This window comes from Candidatus Pelagibacter sp. PS_23 (genome assembly GCF_059417905.1).
This window is the reverse complement of record NZ_CM182071.1, coordinates 541,930-562,702: the sequence shown is the minus strand read 5'-3', so window position 1 is coordinate 562,702 and position 20,773 is coordinate 541,930. Positions and strand designations below refer to the sequence as shown.

Annotated in this window: 21 protein-coding genes and 1 tRNA gene; 3 read left to right on the top strand and 19 right to left on the bottom strand. The window is 29.4% G+C overall.

Annotation, left to right across the window (positions count from 1 at the left end):
- The first annotated feature begins 90 nt into the window (after positions 1-90).
- A complete protein-coding gene (locus AC5SLY_RS02925; protein WP_006996929.1) occupies positions 91-918 on the top strand; it encodes a M48 family metallopeptidase in 828 nt (275 codons plus the stop codon).
- 20 nt (positions 919-938) lie between these two features.
- Here the strand turns inward: AC5SLY_RS02925 and AC5SLY_RS02920 are convergent.
- The 6 genes from AC5SLY_RS02920 to ssb form a co-directional block, all read right to left on the bottom strand.
- Positions 939-1,014: transfer RNA gene (locus tag AC5SLY_RS02920), tRNA-Lys, on the bottom strand.
- 200 nt (positions 1,015-1,214) lie between these two features.
- Positions 1,215-2,327: a tRNA guanosine(34) transglycosylase Tgt gene (gene tgt / locus AC5SLY_RS02915; RefSeq protein ID WP_006996930.1), complete on the bottom strand. Its 1,113-nt coding sequence runs from the start codon at positions 2,325-2,327 to the stop codon at positions 1,215-1,217.
- Positions 2,328-2,345: 18 nt separating this feature from the next.
- Positions 2,346-2,900, bottom strand: a complete 555-nt coding sequence (locus tag AC5SLY_RS02910) for a peptidylprolyl isomerase (RefSeq protein WP_011282086.1) — start codon at positions 2,898-2,900, stop codon at positions 2,346-2,348.
- Entirely contained in the window at positions 2,893-3,387 is a 495-nt protein-coding gene (gene coaD / locus AC5SLY_RS02905) for a pantetheine-phosphate adenylyltransferase (protein WP_011282085.1), read from the bottom strand. The genes AC5SLY_RS02910 and coaD overlap by 8 nt, the downstream gene beginning before the upstream one ends.
- Entirely contained in the window at positions 3,387-5,936 is a 2,550-nt protein-coding gene (gene gyrA / locus AC5SLY_RS02900) for a DNA gyrase subunit A (protein ID WP_011282084.1), read from the bottom strand. Before gyrA ends, coaD begins: the two co-directional genes overlap by 1 nt.
- Before the next feature lie 5 nt (positions 5,937-5,941).
- Positions 5,942-6,400: a single-stranded DNA-binding protein gene (gene ssb, locus AC5SLY_RS02895; RefSeq protein WP_006996934.1), complete on the bottom strand. Its 459-nt coding sequence runs from the start codon at positions 6,398-6,400 to the stop codon at positions 5,942-5,944.
- A gap of 89 nt (positions 6,401-6,489) precedes the next feature.
- On the opposite strand from ssb, the gene uvrA reads away from it, so the two are divergent.
- Positions 6,490-9,369, top strand: coding sequence for an excinuclease ABC subunit UvrA (gene uvrA / locus AC5SLY_RS02890; RefSeq protein WP_011282082.1), 2,880 nt, complete (start codon positions 6,490-6,492; stop codon positions 9,367-9,369).
- Positions 9,370-9,396: 27 nt separating this feature from the next.
- Positions 9,397-9,990, top strand: coding sequence for a urate hydroxylase PuuD (locus tag AC5SLY_RS02885; protein WP_020169407.1), 594 nt, complete (start codon positions 9,397-9,399; stop codon positions 9,988-9,990).
- 2 nt (positions 9,991-9,992) lie between these two features.
- On the opposite strand, the gene secF is transcribed toward AC5SLY_RS02885, so the two are convergent.
- The 13 genes from secF to AC5SLY_RS02820 are packed head-to-tail and all read right to left on the bottom strand — an operon-like array spanning position 9,993 to position 20,755.
- Positions 9,993-10,880, bottom strand: coding sequence for a protein translocase subunit SecF (gene secF / locus AC5SLY_RS02880; RefSeq protein ID WP_494599078.1), 888 nt, complete (start codon positions 10,878-10,880; stop codon positions 9,993-9,995).
- Positions 10,880-12,433 carry a protein translocase subunit SecD gene (gene secD / locus AC5SLY_RS02875; RefSeq protein WP_494599077.1) on the bottom strand — a complete coding sequence of 518 codons (1,554 nt, stop codon included), beginning with the start codon at positions 12,431-12,433 and terminating at the stop codon, positions 10,880-10,882. The genes secF and secD overlap by 1 nt, the downstream gene beginning before the upstream one ends.
- Positions 12,434-12,445: 12 nt before the next feature.
- Entirely contained in the window at positions 12,446-12,733 is a 288-nt protein-coding gene (yajC, locus tag AC5SLY_RS02870; RefSeq protein WP_420887231.1) for a preprotein translocase subunit YajC, read from the bottom strand.
- Between the two features lie 50 nt (positions 12,734-12,783).
- The gene (gene serS, locus AC5SLY_RS02865) at positions 12,784-14,043 is read right to left on the bottom strand and encodes a serine--tRNA ligase (protein WP_271564865.1); all 1,260 of its coding nucleotides are present in this window, start codon (positions 14,041-14,043) and stop codon (positions 12,784-12,786) included.
- Positions 14,036-14,800, bottom strand: coding sequence for a twin-arginine translocase subunit TatC (tatC, locus tag AC5SLY_RS02860; protein ID WP_006996941.1), 765 nt, complete (start codon positions 14,798-14,800; stop codon positions 14,036-14,038). Before tatC ends, serS begins: the two co-directional genes overlap by 8 nt.
- Positions 14,787-15,008 carry a Sec-independent protein translocase protein TatB gene (gene tatB, locus AC5SLY_RS02855; protein ID WP_020169402.1) on the bottom strand — a complete coding sequence of 74 codons (222 nt, stop codon included), beginning with the start codon at positions 15,006-15,008 and terminating at the stop codon, positions 14,787-14,789. Before tatB ends, tatC begins: the two co-directional genes overlap by 14 nt.
- 5 nt (positions 15,009-15,013) lie before the next feature.
- A complete protein-coding gene (gene tatA, locus AC5SLY_RS02850; protein ID WP_006996943.1) occupies positions 15,014-15,214 on the bottom strand; it encodes a twin-arginine translocase TatA/TatE family subunit in 201 nt (66 codons plus the stop codon).
- A gap of 42 nt (positions 15,215-15,256) precedes the next feature.
- A complete protein-coding gene (gene scpB, locus AC5SLY_RS02845; RefSeq protein WP_006996944.1) occupies positions 15,257-15,958 on the bottom strand; it encodes an SMC-Scp complex subunit ScpB in 702 nt (233 codons plus the stop codon).
- A complete protein-coding gene (locus AC5SLY_RS02840) occupies positions 15,955-16,695 on the bottom strand; it encodes a segregation and condensation protein A (RefSeq protein ID WP_271564864.1) in 741 nt (246 codons plus the stop codon). Before AC5SLY_RS02840 ends, scpB begins: the two co-directional genes overlap by 4 nt.
- Before the next feature lie 8 nt (positions 16,696-16,703).
- Entirely contained in the window at positions 16,704-17,654 is a 951-nt protein-coding gene (locus AC5SLY_RS02835; protein ID WP_494599076.1) for a glycoside hydrolase family 3 N-terminal domain-containing protein, read from the bottom strand.
- The gene (locus AC5SLY_RS02830) at positions 17,644-17,907 is read right to left on the bottom strand and encodes a hypothetical protein (protein ID WP_011282074.1); all 264 of its coding nucleotides are present in this window, start codon (positions 17,905-17,907) and stop codon (positions 17,644-17,646) included. The genes AC5SLY_RS02835 and AC5SLY_RS02830 overlap by 11 nt, the downstream gene beginning before the upstream one ends.
- Positions 17,907-19,640 carry an arginine--tRNA ligase gene (gene argS / locus AC5SLY_RS02825; RefSeq protein ID WP_494599075.1) on the bottom strand — a complete coding sequence of 578 codons (1,734 nt, stop codon included), beginning with the start codon at positions 19,638-19,640 and terminating at the stop codon, positions 17,907-17,909. The genes AC5SLY_RS02830 and argS overlap by 1 nt, the downstream gene beginning before the upstream one ends.
- Positions 19,640-20,755, bottom strand: a complete 1,116-nt coding sequence (locus tag AC5SLY_RS02820; protein ID WP_027306941.1) for a deoxyguanosinetriphosphate triphosphohydrolase — start codon at positions 20,753-20,755, stop codon at positions 19,640-19,642. The genes argS and AC5SLY_RS02820 overlap by 1 nt, the downstream gene beginning before the upstream one ends.
- Between the last annotated feature and the right edge of the window lie 18 nt (positions 20,756-20,773).

Genomic DNA, 20,773 nt, shown 5'->3' with positions numbered 1-20,773 from the left:
AGATACAGCTATAACAAAAAGCACAACCAAGATTTTATTGTTTAAATTCATAAAAATATATATTTATATGATTATCAAAATTTTAATAAAATGAATAGAAGAAAATTTTTAAATTATATTGGATGTGGATGTTCGGGCTTAATGCTCGGTGCTTGTTCTACGGCCCCAATAACAGACAGAAGACAATTGAAAATTATACCTGAATCAAAATTAAATGCTCAGGCAGCTCAAATTTTTGAAAAAGTTAAAGAAAAAGAAAAAATGAGTGATGACACTAAAACACTCAATGAAATTAAAGATATTGGAAAAAGAATGGAAGACGCTATATCTGAGTATTTTTATAGAGCAGGTCAAAATGATCCAACTGTTAATTTTGATTGGGAGTATATTTTAATAGATAATAAAAAAGTAAAAAATGCTTGGTGCATGCCAGGTGGTAAAATAGCTGTGTATACAGGAATACTTGATGTAACAAAAAATACAAACGGTCTTGCCTCAGTTATGGGTCATGAGATTGCACATGCTGTTGCTAAACATTCAGTTGAAAGAGCCAGTAGAAGTGCACTTTTACAAACTGGAACTTCTTTGATCGATATTTTTTCAGGTGGAAAGTTAGGGCAAATCAATCAAGCTACAGGCATGAACACCGTAGGTTTATTATCACAAATAGGAATAATGAATCCTTTCTCAAGGACTCAAGAAAGTGAAGCTGATTACCTGGGAATGATTTTTGCATCTTTATCTGGCTTTGATATAAGGGAAACTAAAAAGTTATGGGAAAGGATGAAGGCAGAAAATAAAGGCAAAGAACCACCTCAATTTATGAGCACCCACCCATCATCCTCAAAAAGAATAAAAGATTTATCAGAATGGGAAAATAGTGTCATATTAGACTATCCACCGATTACAATTAGCTAACATTTAAAAGATTATTTTAGTGGTGAGCCCTGATGGACTCGAACCATCGACCCATTCCTTAAAAGGGAATTGCTCTACCAACTGAGCTAAGGGCCCACATATAAATTATTAAAGTTGAGATTAATGTTTTTTTTTATTTAATTTTAAAAAAAAACTTTTGGTGAAGTCTTCTTTAAAATTTTTAAATTTCTTTACACTTAAAAATTTAAACAATAAAAAAATATCTAACTTAAATAATTTTTATTACCAAAAAACAATTATTTATTCCATAACATCGGAAATTGCAAATATTTAAATTACAACTTATCAATGTATTCATCATGAAATTTATCAAATGTACCTTTTTTAATATTTTCTCTAATAGAAGACATTAATTCTTGATAAAAGTTGATGTTATGTAAGGTTAAAAGTGTAGAACCTAAGATTTCGTTTGTATTGAAGAGATGATTTATATAGTTTTTTGAATACTTGTTAAGATTTAAATTTGAACAATTTGGATCAAGAGGTTCATTATCATTTTTATATTTATTATTTTTAATATTCACACGACCATTCCAAGTAAAAGCTAAACCAGTTCTTCCAGATCTCGTAGGCATTACACAGTCAAACATATCAACACCTCTCTTAACAGCTCCAAGAATATCGGCTGGCGTCCCCACACCCATTAAATATCTTGGTTTATCATCAGGCATAATATTTTTTAAATCATCTAAAACACTAAACATTTCATTTTGACTTTCTCCTACAGCAAGTCCACCAATAGCATATCCATCGAAGCCAATTTTAATTAAGTTATTAAGAGATTTTGTTCTTAGATCTTTGAATAGACCACCCTGGACTATTCCAAATAAAGCTTTATGTGGATTTAATCCAAAAGCTATTTTAGATCTTTCGGCCCAATATATGGATAGTTCCATGGATTTATTAATTACTTTATAGTCAGTAGTTTTCTTAGGACACTCATCCATAATCATAACAATATCAGAGTCTAAACCCTTTTGAACTCTTATGCTTTCTTCTGGACTTAATATAAATTTTTTACCATCTACATGAGAGTTAAATATTGCACCCTTTTCTCTGTCTACTTTGTTTAATTTAGAAAGAGACATAACTTGAAACCCACCAGAATCTGTAAGTATGGGAAGTTTGCAATTCATAAATTTATGTAGACCACCAGCAGAAATAATTCTATCAACACCTGGTCTGATCATTAAGTGATAGGTATTTGATAAAATTATTTCAGATCCTGTTTTAATAACATCGTCAATAAGACAAGCTTTTACAGTTGCCTGTGTTCCAACAGGCATAAAAGCAGGTGTTTGAATATTGCCTCTATGAGTTTCGATTACTCCAACTCTAGCAAATTTATCACTTTCTATGACATTAAATTTGAAATTCTTTAACGCCATGAAATTTGTGAACTAAAATTATTTAAAGCTAATGATTTTATCTGGGTTAGAAACAGAACCGTTATTGTTTTGATCTCCTCTTTTGATTTTATCAACAAGATCCATGCCTTCAATAACTTTACCAAATACCGTATATTGTCTATCTAGAAAAGACGCTTCTTTAAAACATATAAAAAATTGGCTGTTTGCACTATTTGGATCTTGTGATCTAGCCATAGATAGCGTTCCTCTTTCATGAGGTAAATCACTAAATTCCTCTTTAAGATCAGGTAAATCAGAGCCACCCATTCCAGCTCTTCTTAAATCAAATTGATCATTAGAAGAGTTACCAAACTGAACATCACCAGTTTGCGCCATAAAGCCATCAATCACTCTGTGAAATACAACACCATCGTATTTACCATCTTTTGCTAATTGCTTAATTCTTTTGACATGATTAGGTGCCACATCTTCAAAAAGTTCTATTTTAACGTCTCCATCTTTAAGCTTTAAAATCATAATATTCTCCTCTGCGATTGTGTTGTTGGTTAGTATAAAAAATAAAATTAAAAATTTTGTTATAAGTTTATTCATATTTTTCTTTTAAAGATTTTATTGTGCTTTTTGTAGTAAATTTTTTGATATCGCCTTTTAGTCTAACTATTTCTTTAACAAATCTTGATGAAATGATTTGATTTTCAACATCAGACATTAAAAAAATTGTTTCTATATTATTGTTCAATTTTCTATTCATTCCAGCTAGTTGAAATTCATATTCGAAATCAGATACTGCTCTTAAACCTCTTAAAATAATATTAGATTTATATTTTTTGCATAAATCAGTTGTTAATGATGTAAATGAAATAACTTCAATCTTCTTTTTATCGAACTTTAAATCAACAAATAAGGCTTTTTTAATTAATTGTACTCTTTCAAGTGAATTGAAAAGATAATTTTTATTAGCACCATCAGAAGCAGCAATAATAACTTTATCAAATAATTTTAAAGCTTTATTTATAACATCAATATGACCAAAGGTAATTGGGTCAAATGTTCCAGGATATACGGCAACTTTTTTCATTACTCCAAGTTATCATCAATTTTTATTGCTGAAACAACTTTTTCATCACCAGATAATTTGATAATTCTTACACCTTGAGTATTTCTTCCCGCTGTTCTGATTTCTTTAACGGCAACTCTAATCACTCTACCTTTATTTGTTGAAATCATCACATCATCTCCCTCTATAACAGGAAATGACGAACATATACTGCCATTTCTAGGTGAGTTAACAATTCCAATTATGCCCTTACCACCTCTATTGGTAACTCTATATTCATTGTTTAAAGTTTTTTTGCCGTATCCATTTTCTGTAATTGATAAAACAAATCTTCCATCAGATTTAGTATCTTTTTTGATTTTTTCTTTATTTGTTATTGAAAGAGAAACAATCTCATCATTAGGAGATAGTTCTATACCCTTTATACCTTTGGAGGATCTACCCTTAAATATTCTTAGTTTCTTTGATTCAAATCTAATGCATTTACCATTTTTTGTACTTAGCATTACATCTTGATCATCTTTACAAATTTCAACTCCTACGATTTTATCATTGGGATCTAATTTTATTGCAATTTTTCCAGCTGAATTAATGGAAGAAAAGTCTTCTAGACTGTTTTTTCTAACCTTGCCCTTTGCAGTTGCAAAAACAATTTGAAGATTTTTCGTATCACTTTCTTCATCAGGGAATGGCATAATTGAACTGATTGATTGATGATTTTTTAAAGGCAAGATATTAAATAGAGATTTACCTTTTGATGTAGTTGATCCCTCAGGTATCTTCCAAGCTTTAATTTTGTAGACAAGTCCTTCTGTCGAAAAGAAAAGAACAGAAGTGTGTGTGTTAACTGATAAAGTTTGTACTACAGAATCTTCATCTCTCGTTGTGATCCCAGATTTACCCTTGCCACCTCTTTTTTGTTGTTTGACGCTGCTTAATGCTCCTCTTTTAATATATCCCTGAAGTGTAACTGTAATTATAACAGACTCTTTTTGAATAGTTTCTTCAATATCATAGTTTAAAATAGCATCTATAATTTTAGTTCTTCGTGGTACAGCAAATTTTTCTTTAATAGTTTTAAGCTCTTCACTTATCACGTTTAAAAGTTCTTTTTTGGAATTAATTATTTTCTTATATCCCTTAATTAAATCAGCTAATTTTTTAATTTCGACTTCTATTTCATTAATACCAAGGGCTGTAAGTTTTTGAAGTCTAAGTTCTAAAATAGCAATTACTTGTGGGTCAGATAATGAGTATAAATTTTTCTCCTTCTTATCTTCGACAAGTGAAATTAACTTTAAAGATTTATTAATTTTCCACTTAGTGTTTAATAATGATTTTTTAGCATCATCAGGAGTTTTTGAAGACCGTATAATTTTTATAATCTTATCTAAATTCTCAACAGATACAGATAACCCAATCAAAATATGAGCTCTGTCCTCTGCTTTTTTTAAGTCAAATTTAGTTTTCTTAATAACAACATCTTCACGAAACGTTAAAAAATTTGTTAAAAACTCTTTTAAATTACATATTTTAGGTTTGCCATCAACGATTGCTAAAGTATTAAAACCAAAAGAACTCTCTATCGAAGTATTTTTATAAAGTAATCGCTTAATAGTTTCTGGCTCAACACCATTTCTTAAATCAATTGCTACTCTAATCCCTTCTCTATTAGACTCATCCCTAATATCTTTTATTCCTTCAATTTTTTTCTCTCTAACCAGTTGGGCAATTCTTTCATTTAAAACTGATTTATTTACTTGATAAGGTACAGATGTAATAACTAGTCTTTCTCTACCATTTTTTTGTGCTTCAACACTTATTTCACCTCTAATTTTAAATGATCCACGACCAACATTATATCCTGCTTTAATAATTTCTTTACCAATGATGACACCACCTGTAGGAAAATCAGGACCTGGAATGTGTTTCATTAATTCTTTAATCTTAATATCTTTATTCTCAATTAAGGCTAATGTTCCATCAATGATTTCACCTAAATTATGTGGAGGTATGCTTGTTGCCATTCCAACTGCTATACCACCGGCTCCATTAACCAATAAATTAGGATATTGAGCGGGTAAAACTGATGGTTCTTTTTCTGTTTCATCGTAGTTACTCTTGTATTCGATGGTATCTTTTTCAATATCGTCTATTAAGTATTGTGAAACTTTAGCCAATCTAGTCTCGGTATATCTCATAGCCGCAGCCGGATCTCCATCAATAGATCCAAAGTTACCTTGGCCCTGAACAAGAGGTAAACTCATAGAAAAATCCTGAACCATTCTAACTAGAGCATCATAAACAGATTGATCTCCATGTGGGTGATATTTACCAATAACATCTCCAACTATTCTTGCAGATTTTCTAAATTGTTTTGACCAATCGTAACCACCTTTATACATGGCAAATAATATTCTTCTATGAACTGGTTTAAGTCCGTCCCTAACATCAGGAAGAGCCCTACTCACAATTACACTCATCGCATATGACAAATACGATGAACTCATCTCATCATGCATGGAGATAAGTTTAATATTTTTATCTTTAGGTATTTCTGTGTCTTTCATAGAAACTAAAATGGAATTTCGTCATCCATATCATTTGAAGTTTGTGGACTATCTTCAAAATTATTAGCAGGTGCTTGTGTGTTATCATTTTGGATTCCACCACCAGTATTTCCTCCACCTAACATTGTTAGTGAAGAGTTATATCCTTGAATTACAATTTCTGTAGAATATTTGTCTTGTCCAGATTGTTCATCTTTCCATTTTCTAGTAGCTATTTGTCCTTCAACATAAATTTGAGCTCCTTTTTTTAAATATTGCTGAACAACATTTACTAACCCATCATTGAATACAACTATTCGGTGCCACTCAGTCTTTTCTTTTTTTTCACCTGTTGTCTTGTCTTTCCATGATTGACTAGTTGCTAAACTCAATCTTGCAACGCTTTTGCCGTTTACCATTTGTTTAATTTCAGGGTCTGCGCCTAAACGCCCAATTAATAATACTTTATTTAAACTTCCAGCCATAATATTTTATAAGTGTTTATTTATTTATTTAGTTTTATATCACAATATAAACTCAATATTAATTTTATTAATTTAAAGCAACTAAAATTATGATCAAAAAGATAGTTATCAAGGGTGCAAAGGAGCATAATTTAAAGAATGTTTCTGTAGAAATACCCAAAGATCAATTTGTTGTTATTACTGGACTTTCCGGTTCTGGAAAATCTTCATTAGCATTTGACACTATCTATGCAGAAGGACAAAGAAGATATGTTGAAAGTTTATCTGCTTATGCTCGTCAATTTTTAGATAAAATGAAAAAACCTAACGTTGACCTTATTGAAGGATTGAGTCCAGCAATAGCTATTGAACAAAAAAATACATCAAAGAACCCAAGATCAACTGTTGCTACAGTTACAGAAATTTATGATTACATGCGAGTGCTCTATGCAAGAGCTGGTGTGCCCTATTCTCCATTTACTGGAAAGCCAATAACTTCACAAACAATTACACAGATTGTTGATTTAATAAAAAAACTTCCCAAAAAATCTACAATTTATATATATGCGCCAGTGGTCCGTGGCCGTAAAGGTGAATATAGAAAAGATATTTTAAGCTATAAAAGAAGAGGCTTTAGAAAAATTAAAATTGATGAGGTTCTTTATGACATAGATAAAGCACCTGAATTAGATAAAAAACTTAAGCATGATATATCTGTTTTAATTGACAGAATTGTTTTGAACTCAAATCTAGGAAATCGTTTAGCAGAAAGTATTGAAACAGCTGTAAATTTATCAAATGGTCTTGTATTTGTTGAGTACGAAGACGAAACTTTACCTCAAAAATTTAGAAAAATTGAAAAATTAATTTACTCGACAAAATTTGCATGTCCAGAAAGTGGTTTTACAATCGAAGAAATTGAACCAAGACTTTTTTCTTTTAATAGTCCATATGGGGCCTGTGCTGAATGTGAAGGTATTGGTATTAAATTAAATGTAGATCCAAATTTAGTAGTTCCTGATGAAAAAAAAAGTATAGCTGATGGTGCTATAGAACCGTGGGCTAAATCAACCACACTATATTATGCTCAAACATTAGCCTCTATTGCTAAGCACTATGGATTTTCTTTAGATGAAAAATGGAAAAAATTACCCAAAAAATTTAAAGATGTGATTTTATTTGGATCAGACGAAGAAGAAATAAAATTTGTCTATGATGATGGATATGAAAAATATTCTCATAAAAAAACTTTTGAAGGTGTCATAAACAATCTTGAAAGAAGATTTCTTGAATCTGACAGCGAGTGGAAGAGAGAAGCTATAGCGGAATATCAATCAGATTCTGCATGTGAAGGTTGTAATGGTAATAGACTAAAAGAGGAAGCTTTATGTGTTAAAATTGATAATCAAAATATAAGCGATGTTACAAAAAAATCCATTTTAGATGCTGCTAACTGGTTTAAAGGGTTGGAACAAAATCTTGATAAAAGACAATTTAAAATAGCAGAACATATTTTAAAAGAAATTAATGAGAGGTTAACGTTTCTTTTAAATGTTGGACTTGAGTATTTAACTTTATCAAGAGAGTCTGGGACTCTTTCCGGTGGAGAAGCACAAAGAATTAGGCTTGCTTCGCAAATTGGTTCAGGATTGACAGGAGTATTATATGTTCTTGACGAACCTTCTATAGGTTTGCACCAAAAAGATAATGTTAAACTAATTAATGCATTGAAAAGACTAAGAGATCTTGGAAACACAGTAATCGTTGTTGAGCATGACACTGAAACTATGGAAAATGCTGACCACATAATAGATTTAGGACCAGAAGCTGGTACTAACGGTGGTGAGATCATTGCACAAGGAACTTATAACGAGATACTTAAAAATAAAAATAGTATCACTGGTCAATACCTATCTCATAAAAAATATATAGAAATTCCGAGAACTAGAAGACTTGCTAAGAATGGTAGATTTGTAGAAATTAATGGAGCTAGTGGAAATAATTTGAATAACGTTAATCTTAAAATTCCAACAGGAAGCTTTACTTGCGTTACTGGAGTTTCTGGCAGTGGTAAATCTACATTGATATTGCAAACATTATATCATGCATTAAATTTAACTTTAAATAACAAAGCTAGAAAAGTACCAAAAGCATTTAAAGGTTATAAGGGTGTTGAGCTTATAGATAAGATAATTGATATAGATCAATCACCAATTGGGAGAACACCAAGATCAAATCCAGCAACCTACACCGGAGCCTTTGGGCCTATCAGAGATTGGTTTACGGCACTACCTGAGTCAAAAACAAGAGGATATAAACCTGGAAGATTTTCATTTAATGTTAAAGGTGGAAGATGTGAAGCTTGTGAAGGCGATGGCGTAATTACATACGAGATGCATTTCTTACCTGATGTTTATATACAATGTGATGAATGTAAGGGAACTAGGTATAATAGAGAAACTCTTGAAATAAAGTTTAAGGATAAAAGTATAGCCGATGTATTAAATATGTCTGTTGATGAAGGATGTGAATACTTTGAAAATATTTCAAATATAAAAACCAAACTATTAACATTAAAAAAAGTTGGGCTTGGTTATATAAAGATTGGACAACAGGCTACAACATTATCTGGTGGAGAAGCTCAGCGTATTAAGTTAGCCAAGGAACTATCGAAAAGATCTACAGGAAGAACTATGTATATTTTAGATGAACCAACTACTGGACTTCACCAGCATGATATTAAAAAATTATTAGAAATACTACATACGTTTGTAGCACTAGGAAATACCGTTGTTGTTATTGAGCATAATTTAGATGTAATTAAAACAGCTGATTATATTGTTGATATGGGTCCTGAGGGTGGTGTCAAAGGAGGAAATATTATCGCAGAAGGCAAACCTGAGGATATTATAAAAATAAAAGGTAGCTATACTGGGGAATTCTTAAAACCTATGCTGGAAGAAAAATTTAAAAAGAAGTTAAAGATTTAAAAAATTAGTGTATAAGTGATTCTAATTATGGGTAATTTACTATCATCTCTTCCAAAGACAATTCATGCATCATTAGCTTTAGCTATTATCCTTTTTCTAGGATTATTTTATGGTAATGGTGGTTTTGATTTTGATACAATTTTTTGGAGTTGGTTAACAAGATTTATTCACGTAACGGTCGCTATTATGTGGATTGGACTTCTTTGGTATTTTAACTTTGTTCAAATTCCAAACATGCCTAAAATTCCTGACGAACAAAAACCTGCTATAGGTAAAGTTATTGCGCCAGCAGCTTTGTTTTATTTTAGATGGGCAGCTTTACTAACAGTATTGTCTGGATTAATTTTAGCTTATTTAAATGGTTATTTGCATGATGCTATGACTTTAGGTGGTGGTGGAAAAAGTACAGCTATTGGTATTGGAATGTGGCTTGGCTTATACATGGCTTTTAATGTTTGGTTTATAATTTGGCCAAATCAAAAAAGAGCACTAGGTATTGTTGAGTGCGAACCTGATGTTAAAGCAAAATCAGCAAGGACAGCAATGTTGTTTTCAAGAACAAATACTCTTTTATCGTTACCAATGTTACTTTCAATGGTAGCAGCTCAAAATCTTTATTAAATCTATTCTGTATCTTCTTTTAGGATTGTTTTTTGGGAAACTCTAAGTTTCACAAGTATAGGATTAGCTATATAAATTGAAGAATAAGTTCCAAATACAACACCCATTATCATAGCTAGAGAAAAACCTTTTAATATTTCTCCACCAAATAAATAAATTGAAACTAAAGCAAGCAATGTTGTGGCTGATGTAATTATAGTTCTAGAAAGTGTTTCATTGATTGAGATATTTGTAAGTTCATAAATTTTGATATCAGAAAACTTTCTTAAATTTTCTCTAACTCTGTCATAAATGACAACAGTATCGTTCATTGAATAACCAACTATAGTTAAAACGGCTGCAACTATTGATAGATTTATTTCCAAACTAAATAGTGAAAAAAGACCAAGTGTTATAATGACATCATGAAATAGGGCTAAAATAGCACCTAAGCTAAATTGCCATTCAAATCTTATCCATATGTAAAATAACATTGCAGCTAGAGATAGAGCGATTGCAATAATACCAGACTTTAATAATTCAGAACTAACTTTTGGACCTACATTTTCAACTCTTCTGAAATTAAAAGAACTCCCCAATGAAGATGTTAAATCTTTTTTAATAACCTCTATAGCATTTGCACTTGTATCTTTTTTTTCTATTTTGATTAAAAAATCATTTTCATTGCCAAATTTTTTAATATTAAAATCTCCTAATTTCATTTTGTTAAAAGATTGCCTTAAAGAAGTAACGTTAATATTTTTATCGTTAGACCTTAGTTCTATTAAAGTTCCACCTTTAAAATCTACACCAAAATTAAGTCCTTTAAAAAATAATAATAGAACAGATGCAACAACTAAACTTAAAGAGATTAGATTAAATAGTTTATAAAATTTATTAAAATTAATCATTATATTAGTTCAGTCTTTTCTTTATTTCTTACGACATAAAGGCCAGTAAGCATTCTTGCAATAAAATAAACTGAAAACAGTGTTGTAAAAATTCCTATAGCTAAAGTCACAGAGAAACCTTTAACCGGTCCAGAGCCCATAAAGAATAAGATTACAGCTGCAATTAATGTGGTTATATTTGCATCTATAATTGCAGTTTTTGATTTCACATAACCTGTATCAAAAGCTATAATATTATTTTTTTCTTTCTTGCATTCTTCTTTAATTCTTTCAAAAATTAACACGTTAGCGTCAACTGCCATACCAACCGTTAAAATGATACCTGCTATTCCAGGAAGTGTTAATGTTGCTTCAAATAAAGTTAAAATACCAACTAAAAAAAATAAGTTAATTAATAGTGTTATGTTAGCAATTAGACCAAAAATTCTATATTTAACAAACATAAAAATTATCACCAATAAGAAACCAATCATAAGGGCGATAACTCCTGCATTAATTGAATCTTGACCAAGGTCAGGTCCAACTGTTCTTTCTTCAATAATGTTAAGTGGTGCTGGTAACGCTCCTGATCTTAGAAGTAATGCCAAGTCTGTTGCAGATTGAAATGTGAAATTTCCACTGATCTGACCATTTCCACTTGCTATAGTATCCCTTATTACTGGAGCACTAACAATTTTACCATCTAGAACAATTGCTATTTGTTTGCCAATTCCTGTACTGGTTGCTTTACCAAATCTTTTTGCCCCCACTCTATCAAGTGTAAATGATACTACTGTTTCGTTGGTTTGATTATTCATTTGTGGTTGAGCATCCAATAAATTCTCACCATTTAAGATTATTCTTTTGCTAACCATTGCTTCGCTAGTTCCATCTTCAAATTGAAGCATTTCAGTACCAAAAGTGTCATTATTATTTTGAGTTACAAATCTAAATGTTAAATTTGCAGTTTTTCCTAAAAGTGACTTGATACGCATGGGATCATCAAGTCCTGGAAGCTCAACTAGAATTCTATTATTACCTCTTTTCAGTATATTGGGTTCATTTGTACCAACTTCATCAACTCTTCTTCTAACTATTTCTATAGCTTGATCTTGTGAAGATGTTTTAATTTCAATAAGTCCATATTTTGATAGAGTTAGCGTAAATTCATTATCTTGAATATTTACATCAAACTGATGTGATTTATATTGAAAATAATAAGGGTTAATATCACTTTCTTTATCAAGAAAAAAAGATTGAACCAACTCAATATTATCATTGGGTATACTGAATATTATTTTTTTATCTTCAATTCTTAGATCATTAAAAGTTATTTTCTTATCTTTTAAAAAATTTCTAATAACAGTTGTTGTATTTTGTAATTTTTGAATTTCAACGGGTTCATTATCAATTTCTAGTAAAAGATATGATCCGCCTTGTAAATCTAAACCTAGATTTATCTTTTTAGAAATAAAACTGTCTTCAGGGTTTTGAAAATTTGATGCAGCAATAAAAATAAAAAAAATTGATACTAAAGAAACTAAGGTAATTCTTAATTTAGAAAAGTATAACACTTTAGTAAAATGTTATTTTTTTACTTCAGGGGAGTTAAGTAATCCTTGAATACCTGTAGATTTAATAATTTCTACTTTAACGTTGTCAGCAATTTGCACTTCAACTTTTTCATTATCAATAATTCTTTCAACTGTCCCAATAATACCAGCAGAAGTTACAACCTTGTCTCCTCTTGATAAATTTTCTACCATGGCTTTATGCTCTTTAACTTTCTTTTGTTGAGGTCTTATTAAAAAAAAGTAAAAAATAACAAAAATTAAAATTAGTGGTATAAATTGGCCTATTCCTTGATCCATAATTCTCCTTAATTAAAATGAATTCTTACAACATCTATCTAATTAAAACAACTTTAAATCTTAACGATTTTTTCAATATTATTCATATAAGGCTTTAAAGCTTCTGGCACTAGAATAGACCCGTCTTCTTGTTGATAATTTTCTAATATAGCAACTAATGTTCTACCAACTGCTAAACCACTGCCGTTTAAGGTGCCAACAAGCACAGTTTCTTTTTTTTCGTTTTTATATCTGGCTTTCATTCTTCTAGCTTGAAATGATCCACATGAAGAGCAACTTGAGATTTCTCTGTATTTATCTTCTGATGGAAGCCACACCTCAATATCAAAAGTTTTTTCAGCACTAAAACCCATATCACCAGTACATAAAACAATTTTTCGATATGGAAGTTTTAGTAAATCTAAAATTTTAGTTGCACAATCAGTCATTCTATCAAGTTCTGGTAAGCACTTATCAATTTCAACAATACTCACCATTTCAACTTTGTAAAATTGGTGCTGTCTAATCATTCCCTTAGTATCTTTACCATAACTTCCTGCTTCTTTTCTAAAACAGGGTGTTGAGGCAACCATTCGCATTGGAAGTTTTTTTTTATCAATAATTTGGTCTTTTACAATATTGGTTAAAATAACTTCAGCAGTTGGAATTAAAAATTTTCTGTCACTAGAGTCGTCTAATTTAAGTTCAAACTGGTCATTATCAAATTTAGGTAATTGTCCCGTACCATACATAGTAGCATCTGTAGCAATTAGTGGCGGAGATATTTCTTCATAACCATTAGTATTCACATGTGTATCAAGCATAAAATTTGATAAAGCTCTCTCTAGCATGGCCAATTTATCTTTTACAAAAACAAATCTTGAACCAGTAGTTTTCGTTGCTAGATCAAAATCAAGCATGTTTAAGTCTTCACCTAATTCATAATGTGATTTAGGTTTAAATTTAAAATTTGGTATTGTTCCTGATTTAGAAATTTCTACATTTGAGTTTTCATCTTTACCTGTAGGAACGTCTGGATGAGGTATATTTGGTATTGATGACAAAATTGTTTCCAATTCATTTTTAACACTAGCTTGTAATTTACTAATATTATCTATTTCAACAGTTATCTTTTTTGATTTTTCAAAAAGTGATTGATCTTTAGACTTTGAGATATCTTTTTTTTCTTTTTCAAGTAATTCTCTTTGTTGGATGTACTCTCTATTATTCTCATCCAACGATAAAATCTTATCTACATCTATTTCTATAAATCTTTTATTCAAAGCTTTTTTAAAAGCCTCAACATCATTTCTAATTTCTTTAATATTATGCATTTTTTTTATTTTTCTTATCAATAATGTTTACAGAAAATATAGATAATTCATATAAAATCAATAATGGTATTGCTAGTCCAATTTGAGTTATGGGATCGGGTGGTGTTAATAGTGCAGCTGCAGCAAAAATCATTACAACGACATATTTTCTTTTTTTTCTAAGAAATTCAGCATCAACAATACCTACTCTAGCTAATAAGCTAAGGACAACAGGTAACTGAAAACTTATACCGAATGCAAAAATTAATTTCATAACCAGAGAAAGATATTCGCTAACTTTAGCTTCCAATTGAATGGGTAATCCTGTTGAAGCTCCTGTACTCTCAAAAGAGAGAAAAAACTTAATAGCTAGTGGCATTATTAAATAATAAACAAGCATGCCTCCTAGAAAAAATAATATAGGCGTTAAAACTAGATAAGGAACAATTGCAATTTTTTCATGCTTATAGAGTCCTGGTGCAATAAATTTCCATATTTGTACCAATATATAGGGACATGTAACAAAGAATGCTGCAAAAAAAGATACCTTTAAGTATGTTAAAAATGTTTCCTGCAAAGCTGTAAAAATTAACCTTCTATCAGTTCCACTTTCATTTACTGCTTTAGCAAAAGGCTCAACTAAAAAACCATATAAATGTTCTGAAAAAAAATAACATCCAATAAAAAAAATGAATAAAAAAATAAAAGAATGAATTAATCTTTTTCTAAGTTCAGTTAGATGGCTTACAAAACCGCCTTCATTTTCAGATTTTGTCATTATCTTTTTTTTCTTCTATAGGTTTTTCTATTTCATTAGAATTGATATCAAGGTCAGCTACCTCATTTTGTATATTGCTAATATATCTTTTTGTGGTTCCAATCCACGAACCAACTTTTTTTAACATATAGGGGAAGTCCTTGGGTCCAATAACAATGATTGCAACAGCAACTACTATTAAAATCTCAAACCAGCCAATAGTGGGCATTTAATCTATTCTTTGTCTTTGCTATCTTGATTATTTTCTGAAACATTTTTAGGCTCAGGTTCGTCTGTAATGTCTGTAGCCATACCTTTTTTAAAACTTTTTATACCTTTGGCTACATCGCCCATTAAGCTAGATATCTTGCCTCTACCAAATAAAAGTACAACAAGAATAACTACGATTGCTATTTGCCAAATTCCAATGCTCATAATATTTTATACCTCTTTTAAATTTATTTTTAAAGTAACTTTTTACTTTTCTTCATCTGGACTTAGTGTTCCTCCTAACATCTCATCGATATTTTCATAAATATCCTCTTTTTTTTCTACTTGTTTCTCTTTGTAAAATTTACCAGTACCAAATATTGCATTATCAATATTTGAGCTATCAATAAGGCCGGCAGATCCCAATTCGTCAACTGTAGGTAAATCAGACAATTTTTGAAGACTAAAATGACTTAAGAAATCATCAGTTGTTCCATACTGAATTGGTTTACCGGGTACATCTTTGCGGCCTTGTGGTTTTACCCAATTTAACTCCATTAAAATCTCAAGTGTGTTTGTTCCAAAAGCAACACCTCTTATTTCTTCTATTTCAGCTCTAGTAACAGGTTGGTGATAAACAATTATTGCTAATGTTTCAACTGCAGCTCTTGACAATTTTTTTTCTACAGTTTTTTCCTGAGACATAAGGTTCGATAAATTTTCAGAAGTTCTAAAAGACCATTTATTAGAAATACAAACTAAATTAATTCCTCTTGATGAATATTCTTTTTGTAATTTCTGTAATGATTTTAAAACATCAATTTTTTTTGAAATTTTAGATTCGATAGTGTCAATATCTAATGGTTCAGCAGCAGCAAAAATTATTGCCTCAACTTCTCTTTCACCATCATTCATTTTTGATGGGAAAGTAACTATATTGTTATTTGTTTCTTTTTTTATTTTTGTCATTTTAATTCTTTAATATAAATATCATCAAATAAGTTTTCTTGCTTTATAGTCAGATTGCCCTCTTTAACCAGCTCTAAGGAACCAGCAAAAATTCCTGCTTTACCAGTTGTTTTATATTTTGAGCCACTTTTAAATGAAGAAGGTATTAGTTCATTAATATTTCTCCAATCAATTAACTTACCAAAGAATTCTTTTATTCTTTTAATGCCATCTTCAGTGGTAAAAACTGGAAGTTTAGGAATATTCATCCTTTGAAAATCTTTGGTCATAATAATTGAGGAATAAGATTTTAAAAGTTCGTAAAGATTTAGTTTATATTCAGTACTATATATAGATCGTATATTTCCTTTAATTCCTCTAGTTCTTATTTCTCTACCAAGTCTTTTTCTTTGTAACATTTGGTCAGAAAGTAATCTAATCAATTCTAATTTTTTTAATTGTAATTTTAATTTTTCAGCAACTTCTAAAACTTTAAATTCTTCTTCTGGATTTCCTGGCAATAAAAGTTTTGATTTAAGATAAGTTAACCATGTAGCCATCAACAAGTATTCTGATGCAGATTCTAGATTTAGATTTTTTTCATTAGTAATATAATTGTGAAATTGATCAGCCAGTAAAGTTATAGAAATATCCTCAAGGTTAACTTTTTGAGCTTTTGCCAAATCTAATAACACATCAAGTGGGCCGTTATAATTGTCAAGATCTACATTAAAGTTTTTAGAATCAGTATCAGACATGTCAAATATTAGCTTATAATCTTATAAAATTGTGATGTTTTTTTTATAATAAACTTACTTATAACTGGTGAATATAGGGCTACATCATTCATTTCTTTTAAATCTCCATTACAATGAAGAACTAAATCACAACCTGCAGCAAAGGATTTCTTTGTATTAATTGCTATAGAGCCCTTTAAACTTTTCATTGATATATCGTCAGACATCAAAATATTTCTAAATTTAATTTTATTTCTTATTAATTTTATAATTTTCTTTGAATGTGTTGCGGTATTAGCTTTGTCAATTTTTTTATAAATAAGATGTGCTGTCATTGCAAATAAACTGTTTTTATTTTTGAATGCCATAAAGTCATGATTATTCAAATATCTTAATTCCTTATTGATTGTAGGAGTTTTTTTATGACTATCGACCTTTGCTAAGCCATGTCCTGGTATATGCTTTATCACAGTGGCAATTTTATTATTATGAAACTCTTTAATACAAATATCTCCAATTTCTGAAACAATCTTTGCATTGTCTGAAAAGGCTCTGTCACCAATTATTGCACTTGATCCTTTGGATCTAACATCAAGGACTGGTAAAGTATTTATGTTAATTCCTACATTTTTTAATAATAAGACAGTTTTATTGATAAACTTTTTATATTCGATATAAAATTTTTTTTTATCTTTAAGATAAAGATTACCAAAAAATTCTCCAGTAAACGTATCTGCTTTAAAAAATTTTTTTAATCTATTAACTCTACCACCCTCTTGATCAATTAAAATAGGATATTTTTTATCATTGAATATTTTTCTAATTTGACCTGTTAATTTTTTTAATTGTTCAATATTTTTAATATTTCTTGAAAAAAGTATTATTCCCCAAGGCTTGTGTTTAATTAGAAATTTTTTTTCACTAGTCAATAATTTAGTAGATTTTAAACCAACTATGAAACTTTTACGATTATCCATCATTATTAATTAGTTCCCAAAACTTGTAATTCTTTTTATTTTTATCTATGGTTTTTTCAACATATTCAACAATATCAACAGTATCACTTTTAAGTATAATAAGATTACGAGAATAATTTTCAGTTTTATCCTCAATATTTTTCAAAGATCGGTATGAATTTTTTTTATTTTCATTTGAAAAATAATATTTGAAAGATAGAAAAAAAAATAAAATTATAACAATCAAAAATAAAAGATATTTAAGTTCTTTTAACATTACATTTTTTGAGGAGTGTCTACTCCAACAATATCCATTCCAGATTTGATAACATTAGATATAACTTTTAAAAAAACTAATTTATCATTTGAAATTTTCTTTTGTTCGTTAATAAACCTTTTTGATTGATCCTCTTTGCCCATATTCCAATAAGAATGAAATTCTGATGATAGTTCGTAAAGATAAACTGGTATTCTGTGGGGTTCAAGTCTTAGACTTGCAGCTTCAATACACTTAGGCCATTCTGCTATTTTTTTTAATATCTTTATTTCATCACCCGTATATGCAAATTCGTAATCTTTTATATTCAAATCATTTTCTATATTAAGATTTACGTGTCTAAAGACAGATGATATTCTAGCATAACAGTATTGGACATAATAAAGTGGGTTATCTTTAGATTTTTCTTTAACTTTTGTAAAATCAAAATCTAACTCTACATCGCTACTTCTATTAAGCATAATAAATCTCGTGGCATCTTTACCAACTTCGGCTATCAAGTCTTCAACTGTTATATAGTCACCTTTTCTTTTTGACATTTTAAAAGGTTTTCCATCTTTAATTAATTTGACGAGTTGACTTACTTTACAAATCAATTTTTTTTTATCTCCTGATAGAGCTTCAACGACAGAAGTTATCCTTTTAATATAGCCAGCATGGTCAGCCCCTAATATATTAATAAGTGTATCGTAATTTCTATTTAATTTATTATCATGATAGGCAACATCACTAGCAAAGTAAGTCCACGATTTATCAGACTTTTGAAGTGCTCTATCTTTATCGTCACCAAAATCTGTTGATTTAAATAAAAGTTGCTCCCTTTCTACCCAGTTTTCATCATCTTCACCTTTGGGAGCCTTAATTTTTCCACTATAAACAAGCTTTTTTTCCTTTAATTTATCAATTGCTTTCTGAACTTCATTATTTAAGACAATATCAGTTTCACTTGTAAATCTATCGTGCACTATTCCAAGATTTGATAAATTATTTTTAATCAATTTTAAAGATTCTGAAACCGATAATAAAGTTAGTTCTTTTGAAACATTTTCAAATTTATCAAATTTTAAAACTTTATTAGATTTTATAATATTTTTAGCAATACCAACTAAGTAATCACCAGGATATAAATCAGAGTTTTCAATTGGGAATTTTTCATTAACAAGTATTTCCCTAATTCTAAAAAAAACAGATTTTGTAAAATTTATGATTTGATTACCATAATCGTTAACATAATATTCTTTTGAAACATCATGCTTGTTAAAAATTAATATATTTGAAATAACATCTCCCAATATTGCACCTCTACAATGTCCAACATGAAGAGGGCCAGTGGGATTAGCTGAAACAAATTCTATAAGATATTTTTGTTTTTTTTCTTTATTATTGACACCGTAATCCTTGTGATTTTGATTAATACTTTTAATAAAATTATTCCAATATATTGTCTTAAATTTAATATTAATAAATCCTGGTTTTGCTGCAGAAATAGATTCTATTTTTTCATCTTCATTTTTAATTAATTCAATTAAAATATTTGCAATATCAATTGGAGATTTTTTATTAGCCTTAGAGAGCACCATGGCTACATTGGTTGATATATCGCAGTCAAAATTTGATGGTGGTATATCTACATTAATTCCATTTAAAGATTCAGGTAATTCTAAAGAACCATCTTTATTAAGCTTTTTAATCAAGATTATTATTTTATCCAAGTAGAGATCAAAAATGTTCATTAAATACCTTTATTTAAATTGATTGCATATCTATCTGTCATACCTGAGATAAAATCAGCTATTGCTCTATTTAGGTCATTCTTTAATTGATCATCGTTTAAAAATTTTTTGGGCTTATTCTTAATTTTATAAAAGAGTTTATTAATAATTTTTTTTCCATGATTATTTTTTAATAATACTTTTTTATTGTTATACATTTTGCTTCTAAGGAAAAACCTAACTTCTTTTTCAATTTTAAGAAATTTACTTGAAAAACACACTATAGGATCATCTAAGTTATAAACATCTTTTAAAGATTTGACTTTATTATTTTTTAAATTATTTTTAGTATTCTTAATTAAATCTCTAACCATTAAATCAATTGAATCTCGTATTATTTGATATATCAAAATATCTTTATTGTTGTTTTTAATATTATTTTTGTGTGATTTATAAATATCTTTAAAAAAATTAATTTCAATCAAGTCGTTTAAATTAAACATTTTAGCTCTAATTCCATCTTGTATGTCATGATTATTATAAGCAATGTCATCTGAGATTGCTGATATTTGAGCTTCCAATGAACCAGAGTTAGTAAAGTTTATTTTATTCTTAAAACTTTTTAATCCAATCAACCTATTAACTGTGGAGAGATCATCAATTGCGCCATTGTGCTTTAATAATCCATCTAAAGTTTCTAATGTTAAGTTCAGGCCTTTAAATTTAAGGTATTTATGCTCAAGAAACATAACTATTCTTAAGGTTTGAAGATTGTGGTCAAACCCTCCAAAGTTAACCATACATTCATTAAGAGCATCTTCTCCAGCATGTCCGAACGGAGTATGCCCTAAGTCGTGAGCCAAACTTAAGGTTTCAGCTAGATCATCATTTAAACCTAAATGTTTAGCTATTGATCTTGCAATTTGCGCAACCTCAATTGAATGGGTAATTCTAGTTCTAAAATGATCCCCTTCTGTGTTAACAAAAACTTGTGTTTTATGTTTTAACCTTCTGAATGAGGCACTGTGAATAATTCTATCTCTGTCTCTTTGAAATGGAGTTCTGTAAAGTGAATTAGCTTCTTTAAAAATACGACCTTTGCTTTTAGATAAAGCTAAATTTGAGTAATTATTCATACTTTAAATTTAATAAAT

What these genes read in the sequence shown, in the direction of transcription:
- AC5SLY_RS02925 (WP_006996929.1), top strand. Translation starts at nt 91, where the DNA reads ATGAATAGAAGAAAATTTTTAAATTATATTGGATGTGGATGTTCGGGC.
- tgt (WP_006996930.1), bottom strand. Translation starts at nt 2,327, where the DNA reads ATGGCGTTAAAGAATTTCAAATTTAATGTCATAGAAAGTGATAAATTT.
- AC5SLY_RS02910 (WP_011282086.1), bottom strand. Translation starts at nt 2,900, where the DNA reads ATGAATAAACTTATAACAAAATTTTTAATTTTATTTTTTATACTAACC.
- coaD (WP_011282085.1), bottom strand. Translation starts at nt 3,387, where the DNA reads ATGAAAAAAGTTGCCGTATATCCTGGAACATTTGACCCAATTACCTTT.
- gyrA (WP_011282084.1), bottom strand. Translation starts at nt 5,936, where the DNA reads ATGAAAGACACAGAAATACCTAAAGATAAAAATATTAAACTTATCTCC.
- ssb (WP_006996934.1), bottom strand. Translation starts at nt 6,400, where the DNA reads ATGGCTGGAAGTTTAAATAAAGTATTATTAATTGGGCGTTTAGGCGCA.
- uvrA (WP_011282082.1), top strand. Translation starts at nt 6,490, where the DNA reads ATGATCAAAAAGATAGTTATCAAGGGTGCAAAGGAGCATAATTTAAAG.
- AC5SLY_RS02885 (WP_020169407.1), top strand. Translation starts at nt 9,397, where the DNA reads ATGGGTAATTTACTATCATCTCTTCCAAAGACAATTCATGCATCATTA.
- secF (WP_494599078.1), bottom strand. Translation starts at nt 10,880, where the DNA reads ATGATTAATTTTAATAAATTTTATAAACTATTTAATCTAATCTCTTTA.
- serS (WP_271564865.1), bottom strand. Translation starts at nt 14,043, where the DNA reads ATGCATAATATTAAAGAAATTAGAAATGATGTTGAGGCTTTTAAAAAA.
- tatC (WP_006996941.1), bottom strand. Translation starts at nt 14,800, where the DNA reads ATGACAAAATCTGAAAATGAAGGCGGTTTTGTAAGCCATCTAACTGAA.
- tatB (WP_020169402.1), bottom strand. Translation starts at nt 15,008, where the DNA reads ATGCCCACTATTGGCTGGTTTGAGATTTTAATAGTAGTTGCTGTTGCA.
- tatA (WP_006996943.1), bottom strand. Translation starts at nt 15,214, where the DNA reads ATGAGCATTGGAATTTGGCAAATAGCAATCGTAGTTATTCTTGTTGTA.
- scpB (WP_006996944.1), bottom strand. Translation starts at nt 15,958, where the DNA reads ATGACAAAAATAAAAAAAGAAACAAATAACAATATAGTTACTTTCCCA.
- AC5SLY_RS02840 (WP_271564864.1), bottom strand. Translation starts at nt 16,695, where the DNA reads ATGTCTGATACTGATTCTAAAAACTTTAATGTAGATCTTGACAATTAT.
- AC5SLY_RS02835 (WP_494599076.1), bottom strand. Translation starts at nt 17,654, where the DNA reads ATGATGGATAATCGTAAAAGTTTCATAGTTGGTTTAAAATCTACTAAA.
- AC5SLY_RS02830 (WP_011282074.1), bottom strand. Translation starts at nt 17,907, where the DNA reads ATGTTAAAAGAACTTAAATATCTTTTATTTTTGATTGTTATAATTTTA.
- argS (WP_494599075.1), bottom strand. Translation starts at nt 19,640, where the DNA reads ATGAACATTTTTGATCTCTACTTGGATAAAATAATAATCTTGATTAAA.
- AC5SLY_RS02820 (WP_027306941.1), bottom strand. Translation starts at nt 20,755, where the DNA reads ATGAATAATTACTCAAATTTAGCTTTATCTAAAAGCAAAGGTCGTATT.